This is a genomic window from Candidatus Micrarchaeota archaeon, assembly GCA_028866575.1.
In the GTDB taxonomy this organism is placed as follows: domain Archaea; phylum Micrarchaeota; class Micrarchaeia; order Micrarchaeales; family Micrarchaeaceae; genus UBA12276.
The window spans coordinates 1-3,630 of the sequence record JAGWHU010000024.1 but is presented as its reverse complement, the minus strand read 5'-3'; the positions used below and the strand labels follow the sequence as shown (position 1 = coordinate 3,630).

General features: G+C 61.0%; 7 protein-coding genes. All 7 read left to right on the top strand.

Going from position 1 to position 3,630, the window contains the following annotated elements:
• Nucleotides 1-161: 161 nt before the first annotated feature.
• The 7 genes from KGI06_06050 (at nt 162) to KGI06_06020 (ending at nt 3,395) form a co-directional block, all read left to right on the top strand.
• A complete protein-coding gene (locus KGI06_06050) occupies nt 162-398 on the top strand; it encodes a hypothetical protein (GenBank protein MDE1871770.1) in 237 nt (78 codons plus the stop codon).
• A complete protein-coding gene (locus tag KGI06_06045) occupies nt 395-589 on the top strand; it encodes a hypothetical protein (GenBank protein MDE1871769.1) in 195 nt (64 codons plus the stop codon). Before KGI06_06050 ends, KGI06_06045 begins: the two co-directional genes overlap by 4 nt.
• Nucleotides 586-798: a hypothetical protein gene (locus KGI06_06040; protein ID MDE1871768.1), complete on the top strand. Its 213-nt coding sequence runs from the start codon at nt 586-588 to the stop codon at nt 796-798. Before KGI06_06045 ends, KGI06_06040 begins: the two co-directional genes overlap by 4 nt.
• Nucleotides 799-981: 183 nt before the next feature.
• A complete protein-coding gene (locus KGI06_06035; protein ID MDE1871767.1) occupies nt 982-1,167 on the top strand; it encodes a hypothetical protein in 186 nt (61 codons plus the stop codon).
• The gene (locus tag KGI06_06030) at nt 1,164-2,081 is read left to right on the top strand and encodes a PD-(D/E)XK nuclease-like domain-containing protein (protein MDE1871766.1); all 918 of its coding nucleotides are present in this window, start codon (nt 1,164-1,166) and stop codon (nt 2,079-2,081) included. Before KGI06_06035 ends, KGI06_06030 begins: the two co-directional genes overlap by 4 nt.
• Complete coding sequence (locus tag KGI06_06025) at nt 2,078-3,055, top strand: AAA family ATPase (GenBank protein ID MDE1871765.1); 978 nt, start codon at nt 2,078-2,080, stop codon at nt 3,053-3,055. Before KGI06_06030 ends, KGI06_06025 begins: the two co-directional genes overlap by 4 nt.
• Before the next feature lie 127 nt (nt 3,056-3,182).
• Entirely contained in the window at nt 3,183-3,395 is a 213-nt protein-coding gene (locus KGI06_06020) for a hypothetical protein (protein ID MDE1871764.1), read from the top strand.
• Nucleotides 3,396-3,630: the final 235 nt, after the last annotated feature.

Here is a 3,630-nt window from a genome sequence, read left to right as displayed (position 1 = left end):
CTGCATCAGGTGTCAATCGAGGCCGCACGCGCCATGCTCGCGGACGCTGAGTTCTATACAGACCCAAGCGGGCCAGATGAAACGCCGCCGGGCATCAAGCGCGCTTACGCATCGCTGCGTGACCATCTGCGCGCTGCCATCGCCCGCGCCGAGGGGCGGCAATGACCGCCGACGGTGGGTCGGCGTTTCCGACTGCGCCGGAGGGGGTGTGGGATGGCGACCGAGAGCAACAGATCGGTGAGCACCGCGGAACGCCTGGGATGTCCCTGCGCGACTGGTTTGCGGGGCAGGTATTGGCGGGGCTGATGGCCGATGCCGATCTCGATCTTACCTGGGGTCTGTACGCGGAGAAGTCCTATCAGATGGCCGACGCCATGCTCGCGGAGCGCGCTAAATGAACCTCGCCGAACAGTACCTGGCGCAGATGATCGCCGACGCCGAGCGCCGCATGGACGCGGCTGGTATCCCGCGCGTCGTATCCGTGCCGTGCCCGTACTGTGAGCGCGGGCGCGTGCTGCGCGCGGGGCAGATCGAGCGCTGCGGGATGTGCGGCGGGAGCGGGGCGACGATCACGGATGCACCGACATGACCCTCGACGCCATGATCGCCATCGCTGAGCGCGCGTGGGCGGACAACGACCCGTGCTGCCGATGCGAGTTTCTATACATAGAACCGTCGCTCGACGATATGGGGGAAAACGTCTGTCTGGCGCAGGAGTACGGCGAGTGCGAGCGCTGCCCCGCAGTGGCGGCGGCGATTGAACAGGAGATCGACGATGAATGCGAACGAGCAGCCTGAGCGCGGTCGTCGCGGGGTATCGTGCAGTGCGGAATTTGACGATTTACGACATTGGCAATTTTCACGCTCAAGCGGCTTGCCGCTGGGCTATTTCGAGCGGCGGCGGCGGGTGCATCCGATCTGGATCGTAAGCGCAGTGATCGTCGCGTTTCTTGTTCTATTCATTGCGCTCTGAGGAGAATCATGGCAACGCGCCTGTACATCATCGAGGAACCGCATCATCCGACCCGTCTAGTCGAGGCCGGAAACGCATCGCAAGCGGTGCGTCATGTCGCCAAGAAGATCACGGCAATGGTCGCCAAGGCGCACGACGTTGCGCGCCTGATGGGAGAAGGCGTCAAGGTCGAGAAGGCCGGGGAGGAAGCGTGACGCCGGGCGTTCATCATGCGCTGCCGATGGCGGAATACCTGAAGCTGCCTGCAGTAAGCGCGTCGCTGATCTCGGACGTGATCGAGCGATGTCCGGCTGCAGCATGGTTCAACAGTTGGATGAATCCTGCTGGCGTCGCTGACAATACGGACCTTTCGGATCGAGGAACAATCGCGCATAGCATCTTGCTCGAGGATAGACTCGAGATCGTCGTGGTGATCGACCCTCTCGATCATCCTGCGGAGAAAACGGGCTCGATCCCGGACGGCTGGACGAACAAGAGCATCCGCGCGGCGCGCGATGCAGCGCGCGAGGCCGGTAAGATCCCAGTGCTGAAACCGGCGATGGCTGAGATAGACGCGATGGTAATCGCCGCGCGGGCGTTCATCGCCAGTCTGAGGCAAACGGAGCCGGCGATCTATGCGATGTTCCAGAAAGGCGGCGGACATTCCGAACTCACAATGGTCTGGGATGAGGATGGGATACTCTGCAAGGCGCGGCCTGATCGCATCGCCGCTGACCATTCGATCATCGTCAACTACAAGACGACGACGGGGAGCGTCGAGCCTGATCGCTGGGGGCGCACGCAGTTGCTCGATTACTACGTCGGCGCGGCATGGTATCAGCGCGGAATGCAGGCACTTAACGGCAATGATCCGGCGTACCTGTTTCTGTGCCAGGAGCAGAATGCGCCGTACCTATGCAGCCTAGTCGGAATCTCGCCGGAAATGCTTGAGGTCGGGCACGCGAAATGCCGCGCCGGATTGAAGCGATGGAAGGAATGCTTTGCGCGCAATGAGTGGCCCGGCTATCCGGCGCGGGCGTGTTATCCAGAAATGCCGATCTGGGAGCGGGCGCGATGGGATGAGAGGCAATTGAATGATCCGACGATCGCGTATGCGAGTCAAGCATGAGTTTCACATTTAGGCCGGCGGTGCGCGAAAACGTCGGGCTGCTAATCGGCTTGATCGCGCCATCGGGCGGTGGTAAGACGTACACGGCGATGCGCTTGGCAATTGGCATCGCCGGCGAAAAACGATTCTGCGTCATTGATACGGAAGCGGGCCGGGCGAAGCACTATGCCGATCAATTCGCTTTCGATCACGGTGATCTGAAGCCGCCGTTTACGCCGGATGCTTACGCCGAGGCGATTCACGCAGCGGATGCGGCCGGTTATCCGGTCATCGTGGTCGATTCGATGTCGCACGAATGGGCAGGCGATGGCGGGATCCTTGACATGCAGGAAGCGGAGTTTCAGCGCATGGGCGGCCGAGACTCGGCGAAGCTGGCGTCGTGGATCAAGCCGAAGATGGCGCACAAGCAGATGGTGCAGAAGCTATTGCAAATTCGCGCCCATCTGATTCTGTGTTTTCGGGCTGAAGAAAAGGTCGATGTCATCCGCGAGGATGGCAAGATGAAGATCGTGCCGAAAGTATCGCTGACCGGCATCGGCGGCTGGCAACCGATCTGCGAGAAGTCGCTGCCATTCGAGTTGACGGTTTCCCTGCTGCTGACGCCGGAAGCGCCGGGTGTACCGAAGCCGATCAAGCTGCAGGAGCAGCACAAGTCACTGTTTCCTCTAGTACAGCCGATCACGGAGGAAGCCGGACGCAAGATCGCGGAATGGGCGAACGGTAACTCTCCGTCGCGTCTGCATACCACGTTGCCCCCTGGGGGAAACGGTGGATCATCAGCAAATAGTGAAATCCTTACCGGATTCATAACCGTCGATCAGGCACTTGAGCTTGCTGCGCTCTGCAAGGATCACGACATTAGCGAGCGCGCTTTGTGCTCTGCAGCGAAAGTAGATCGCTTGGATCACATCACTGACTATGCGAGGGCGAAGAAATGGATCGAAACGGCGATCCGGCTACGGAGAGGCACGTGAGGCCCGCGAGCCTGGCGCGGAGGGCACAGGAGGCGATGGCATGAAGCTGACGGATGAGGACCGGGCGGCGCTGGCTGACGAAACGAAAGACTATTTGGAGACTCCGTGGCGCGATATTCACTCTGCATTGGACGCAGCATACCTCGCCGGCAAGCGCAGCGCGGCCGAGGCGATGCGGGAGAGGGCGGTGCAGGTATGCGAGGACTACGCAAGCGCCAAATGGAGCGAATACAAGCGCGGCACTGGAAAGGGGCGCGCCAATCCGCAACTGCAGGGCGAGAGCGATGGGGCAGATGATTGCGCTGAGGCCATCCGCGCGCTAGGAGTGGTCGATGAGTGAATTTCAACTGTGGTTGCTCACTTTTCTCTGTCCGTTAGCCCTGTGGGCGGGATGGAAGTTGGCCGATTGGCTATTCGAGCCTCCCCATGAGTGACGACACGAAGGCATTGTGCGAGAGACTGCGGGTGTTGGATAAACAGCTATGGATGGACGCAACCCACTGCGCACTAGTGCCGGCGACTGCGGCACTCGTCATCGAGCGTCTTGAGCGCGAGTTGGCCGAGGCGCAGACGGA

What these genes read in the sequence shown, in the direction of transcription:
- KGI06_06040 (MDE1871768.1), top strand. Translation starts at nt 586, where the DNA reads ATGACCCTCGACGCCATGATCGCCATCGCTGAGCGCGCGTGGGCGGAC.
- KGI06_06045 (MDE1871769.1), top strand. Translation starts at nt 395, where the DNA reads ATGAACCTCGCCGAACAGTACCTGGCGCAGATGATCGCCGACGCCGAG.
- KGI06_06050 (MDE1871770.1), top strand. Translation starts at nt 162, where the DNA reads ATGACCGCCGACGGTGGGTCGGCGTTTCCGACTGCGCCGGAGGGGGTG.
- KGI06_06035 (MDE1871767.1), top strand. Translation starts at nt 982, where the DNA reads ATGGCAACGCGCCTGTACATCATCGAGGAACCGCATCATCCGACCCGT.
- KGI06_06025 (MDE1871765.1), top strand. Translation starts at nt 2,078, where the DNA reads ATGAGTTTCACATTTAGGCCGGCGGTGCGCGAAAACGTCGGGCTGCTA.